Origin of the sequence: Streptomyces sp. DI166, from assembly GCF_900091315.1 — a bacterium.
GTDB classification, from domain to species: domain Bacteria; phylum Actinomycetota; class Actinomycetes; order Streptomycetales; family Streptomycetaceae; genus Streptomyces; species Streptomyces fuscus.
The window spans coordinates 1-5,940 of record NZ_FLSP01000191.1; the positions used below are offsets into that span (position 1 = coordinate 1).

Below are 5,940 nucleotides of genomic sequence, written 5' to 3' on the forward strand. Positions count from 1 at the left end.
TTGGTGTGTGGGGAGGGGGTGACGGTTCTCAGTCAGACGCCGTCGGCGTTCGCGCAGTTGGTGGCGGTGCGTGGGGCGAGGGCGTTGCCGCATGCGTTGCGGTATGTGGTGTTGGGGGGTGAGGCGCTGGAGCCTGGGGTGTTGCGGCCGTGGTTTGCGTGTGAGCCGGGTGTGACGGTGCTGAACATGTACGGGATCACGGAGGCGACGGTGCATGTGACGGTGCGGCGGGTCACCGAGGCGGATGTGGGTTTGCCGGTGAGTCCGATCGGGGTGCCGTTGGGGGATATGCGGGCGTATGTGCTGGACGGGCGGATGCGGCCGGTGCCGGTGGGTGTGGTGGGGGAGTTGTATGTGGGGGGTGCGGGGGTCGCGCGCGGGTATCTGGGGCGGCCTGAGCTGACCGCGGAGCGGTTCCTTGAGGATCCGTTCGTGCCGGGTGGTCGGGTGTATCGCACGGGGGATCTCGTGCGGTGTTCGGTGTCGGGTGAGCTGGAGTATGTGGGGCGTAATGACGCCCAGGTGAAGGTGCGGGGTTACCGGATCGAGCCGGGTGAGGTCGAGGCCGCGCTGCTGGAATGCCCCGGAGTCCGCGAAGCCGCCGTCATCGCCCGGCAGGACTCCCTCGTCGCCTACTTCGTGGGCGAAGACACCGGTACGACAGAGGACTTGCGTCAGTCCCTCACCCAACGTCTGCCGTCATATCTGGTGCCGTCGGCGTATGTGCGTCTGGACGCCTTCCCGCTGACCGTGAACGGCAAGCTCGACCGGTCCACCCTGCCCGCCCCCGACGACACCTCCTACGCCCGCGGCGCCTACGAAAAGCCCCGGGACGGGACCGAGCGTGTGCTGGCGGAGATCTGGAGCGAGCTGCTCGGTGTCGAACGCATCGGCCGAGGCGACAGCTTCTTCGACCTCGGAGGACACTCCCTCCTCGCAGTGCAGGCGCTGTCCCGTATGCGGGCCCGGCTCGGTTCCGCACTGTCGCTGCAAGCACTGTTCGCGAGTCCCGTCCTCGCCGACTGCGCCCGCGCGGTGGCCCAGGCACAGGTGAACGCGGAGGCAACCCTGCCGCCGATCGTGCCCGTGCCCCGCACCGGCACCGCGCCGATGTCCTTCGCGCAAAGCCGGCTCTGGTTCCTGACACGGCTCGACGGAGTCAGCGAGGCGTACCACATCCCCCTACGGCTCCGGCTGGAGGGCGAGTTGGACGAGGGCGCCCTGCGCCGGGCGCTGGACACGATCGTCGCCCGCCACGAGATCCTGCGCACGACCTTCACCCAGGACCAAGACGGCCGTCCCGTGCAAGTGATCGCGGAGACCGGACGGTTCACGTGGCTGGACGGCGAGGACGACGGCGCGCCCTTCGACATGGTCCACGGCCCCCTGATCCGCGGACACCTCGCCCAGGTCGCGGAGCGCGCCTGGACGTTGAGTATCGTGATGCACCACATCGTCTCCGACGGCTGGTCCATCGGCGTCCTGGTGGGTGAACTCAACGCGCTGTACGAGGCGTTCCGCGACGGACGCCCCGATCCGCTGCGCCCACTGCCCGTCCAGTACGCCGACTACGCGCTGTGGCAACAGGAGCGGATGTCGGGGGAAGACCTCAAACGGCAGGCCGAGTTCTGGCGGAGGGCCCTGGAAGACGCCCCCGAACGCAGCGAACTGCCCACCGACCGCCCCCGGCCGGCACACCAGGACTTCGCGGGCGCAGCCGTGGAACGCGTCCTCGATGCCGAGCTGACCTCTGGTCTGAGGAACCTCGCGGCCCGGCACGACACCACCCTGTATTCCACGGTCCTGGCGGGCTGGGCGGCCCTGCTCACCCGCCTGGGCGAGCGCCCGGAGGTCGTGATCGGCACCCCGGCCGCCAACCGAGGGCAGCGGGAGACCGAGGACCTCATCGGGTTCTTCGCCAACATGCTGCCCCTGCGGTTCGACGCCTCCGACGACCCCTCCCTGAGCGAATGGCTGGCGCGGGTGAAGGCGGTCGCGCTGGCCGCGCAGGACCATCAGGACCTGCCCTTCGAGCAGTTGGTGGAGGTGGTGCGTCCAGCGAGGTCGCTGGCGCACAACGCCGTCTTCCAGATCGCGTTCGCCTGGCAGGCCGACACCGGCTCCCGGCTTGCTTTGCCCGGTCTGACGGCCGAACCACTCACCGGGCCCGAACACACCACTTCCCGCTTCGACTTGACGCTCTCCGTCACCGAGGGCGACGACGGTTGCCTGTACGCGGCCGCGGAGTACGCGACCGCTCTGTTCGACCGGGCCACCGTCGAGCGGTTCCTCGGTCACTGGACCACTTTGCTGACGGCGATGACTCAGGCGAGCGGCACCACCCCGGTGGGCCGGCTGCCCGTGCTGACCGAGGCCGAAGAGGACCTCATCGTGCACGGCTGGAACGACACTGCCGCGGACTTCCCCGTGGCCTGCCTGCACGGGCTGTTCGAGCTCCAGGCCGCCCGGACCCCGCAGGCCGTGGCGGTCGTCGCCGACGAGGAACTCACCTACGCGGCCCTCGACGCCCGCGCCAACGGCGTCGCCCACCGGCTGCACGCCCTCGGTGTGCGCCCCAGCGACCGTGTTGCCGTCGCCCTGCGACGCGGAGCCGACATGGTCGCCGCCGTCCTCGGCGTGCTCAAGGCGGGCGGCGCCTACGTCCCCCTCGACCCCGACTACCCCGCCGAACGACTGCGGGCGGTGATCGACAGCTGCGACCCCGCCGCCGTGATCGCCTCGCCGTCCGACGCGCACCCCGCGCCGGACGAACGCTCCGGTCCGCAGGGACCGCCGGCGCCGGACTGGGCTTCGGACCGCCCCTTGGTGACCGTCCCCCGGAGCGGCCCCGCCACCGGCCCGGACATCGCGGAACTCACCCCCGCCGACCTCGCCTACATCGTCTACACCTCGGGCTCCACCGGCACCCCCAAGGGCGTGATGACCAGTCACGCGGCCGCCTGCAACACCCTCCAGGACATCAACACCCGCCACCGGGTCGGACCCGAGGACGCCGTACTGGCCGTCTCGTCCCTGTCCTTCGACCTGTCCGTGTACGACATCTTCGGCGTGCTCGCCGCAGGCGGCCGGGTCGTCGTCCCACCGCCCGGACGGGCCCCCGACCCCGCCGGATGGCACGCCCTGGTAGCCGAGCACCAGGTCACTCTGTGGGACTCCGTCCCCGCCCTCGCCCAGCTCTTCGTGGACTCCGCGCCGGAAGGAGTCTCCTTCCCCTCCCTCCGGCTGGTGATGATGAGCGGCGACTGGATCCCCGTCGACCTGCCCGAACGTATCCACGCCCGCTGCCCCCGCGCGAGCATCCACAGCTACGGCGGGGCCACCGAGGCCGCCATCTGGTCCGTCAGCCACCCCATCGACCCGGCCGTACGCCACCGGGGCAGCGTGCCCTACGGCAGCCCACTCGCCAACCAGAGTGTCTACGTCCTCGACGCCCACGGCCGGCCCTGCCCGCTGGGCGTCGCCGGAGACCTGTACATCGGCGGAGCGGGCGTGGCCCTCGGCTATCACGGCCTCCCCGACCTCACCGCGGACCGATTCCCCGCCGACCCCTTCCGGCCCGGCGGACGCATGTACGCGACCGGGGACCGGGTCCGCTGGAAGACCCCGGGTGTGCTGGAGTTCCTGGGCCGCAGCGACTTCCAGGTCAAGATCCGCGGATTCCGCATCGAGCTGGGTGACATCGAGAGCAGGCTGCTCGCCCACCCCGGCGTCCGCGAGGCCGTGGTGCTCGCCCGCGAGGACACCCCCGGCGACCGGCGGCTGGTGGCCTACACCGTGGGCACCGCGCAGTCCGCCGAACTGCGCGCCCACCTCGCGGCCGGGCTGCCCGACTACATGGTGCCCACGGCCCACGTGGCTCTCGACGCCCTTCCCCTCACGGCCAACGGCAAGCTCGACCGCCGTGCCCTGCCCGCCCCGGAAGCCGCTCCGGACGGCGACCGGCCGCACACCCCGCCCCAGGGCGAGGCGGAGACCGCGATCGCCGAGATCTGGTCCGCACTCCTCGGCGTCGCCCGCCCCGGCCGCGAGGACAACTTCTTCGAACTCGGCGGCCATTCCCTGCTCGCCGTCACCCTGCTCGACCGTATGCGCGCCCGTGGCCTGGAGACCGACGTCCGCGCGGTGTTCACCGCGCCCTCGCTCGCCGCGCTGGCCGAACTGACCCACGACATCCAGGAGATACGGCTGTGACGCTCCACGACATCCTGCGCCTGCTCGACGAGCGCGGCGTCCAGCTCGGCGCCGACGCCGGCGAACTCGTCGTACGCGGCAGCCGAAAGGCCCTCGACGCCGAATTGGTCGGCCTCCTGCGCGCCCACAAACCCGCCCTCCTCGCCCATCTCACCGGCACGGGCCCGAAGGACGCACAAAGCCCACTGACAGAGCTGACCGAGACCGAACTCGCCGCGGTGGCCGCGACGATCCCAGACGGAGCCCGGAACCTGGAGGACATCTACCCCCTCGCCCCCCTGCAGGAAGGCGTGTTCTTCCACCACCTCACGGCCGAACAGGGCGACCCGTACGTCATCTCCCTCGGCTACGCCTTCGACAGCCGCGCCCGCCTCGACGCATACCTTGACGCCTACCAGGCCGTCATCGACCGTCACACGATCCTGCGCACGGCCGTCGTCCGGGAAGGGCTGCCCGAACCCCACCAGGTGGTCTGGCGCACAGCCCGCCTCCCCGTGGAAGAGGTGCCCGTCGGGCCGGGCGAGGACGCGCTGACCCGGCTCCGCGAGCGGTTCGACCCCCGCCGTCACCGCATCGACCTGACCAAGGCACCCCTGCTGCGGGTTCTCGTCGCCGAGGACCGGCCCGCCGACCGCTGGGTGATGCTTCTGCACCTGCACCACATCCTCGGCGACCACACCACGCTCGACGTGATCCACCGTGAGATCGCCGCCCACCTCCGCGGCACCGAGGACACCCTGCCCTCACCCCGGCCCTTCCGTGACTTCGTGGCCCAGGTACGGACCGGCCCCGGCCCCGCTGCGCACGAGACCTTCTTCACCGGCATGCTCAAGGACATCGACGAACCCACCGCACCGTACGGGCTCTTGGACGCCCAGGGCGACGGGACCACGGTCCGAGAGCACCGCACCCTCCTCGACCCGGCCGTCGCCCATACCCTGCGGGATGCCGCGCGCAAGGCGGGAGTCGGTACCGCGGCCGTGGCGCACCTCGCCTGGGCCCAGGTCCTGGCCCGGCTCACCGGCCGTGACGACGTGGTCTTCGGCACCGTACTGTTCGGCCGCCTCCAGGACGGCGGCGCCGAAACCGGCACCGCCATGGGCCCGTTCATCAACACCCTGCCCATCCGCCTCACCGTCGACGACACCGGTGTGACGAAGGCACTGCGCGACACCCAGGGCCTGCTGGCCGAACTGCTCCGTCACGAGCACGCCTCCCTGGCACTGGCCCAGCGGTGCAGTTCCGTCCCCGCGCCCGCGCCGCTGTTCACCTCCCTCCTCAACTACCGCCACAGCGGCGGCAGTACCGCCACCGACCAAGCCGATGTCACCGTCCCCGGCTGCCGGACCCTGCACGGCGAGGAACGCACCAGCTACCCGCTCACCGTCTCCGTGGACGACCTCGGCGACGACTTCCACCTCACCGTCCAGGCCGCCACCCCCGTCGACCCGGCCCGCGTCTGCGCCTACTTCGCCACGGCCCTGACCGGCCTCGCCCGAGCCCTCGAAGCCGGAGGCAACCAACCGGTCGACTCCGTCGATGTGTTGTCGGTGGGGGAGTGGGGGGTTGTGGTTGGTGGGGGTGTGGGTGGTGTTGGGGGGTTGGGGTGTGTGCATGAGGTGTTTGAGGGGTGGGTGCGGGCGGCGTGTGATGCGGTGGCGGTGGTTGACGGTGGGGTGCGGGTGTCGTACGGGGAGTTGAATGCGCGGGCGAATCGGGTGGCGCATT

General features: G+C 71.2%; 2 protein-coding genes. Both read left to right on the forward strand.

Features of this window, described 5'->3' with window-relative positions; genetic code table 11:
* Positions 1-18 precede the first annotated feature (18 nt).
* Positions 19-4,212 carry a non-ribosomal peptide synthetase gene (locus GA0115233_RS39435; RefSeq protein ID WP_176712112.1) on the forward strand — a complete coding sequence of 1,398 codons (4,194 nt, stop codon included), beginning with the start codon at positions 19-21 and terminating at the stop codon, positions 4,210-4,212.
* Positions 4,209-5,940 (forward strand): condensation domain-containing protein (locus GA0115233_RS39440; RefSeq protein WP_255310513.1); only part of this gene is annotated, 1,732 nt, incomplete at its 3' end. The genes GA0115233_RS39435 and GA0115233_RS39440, both read left to right, overlap by 4 nt.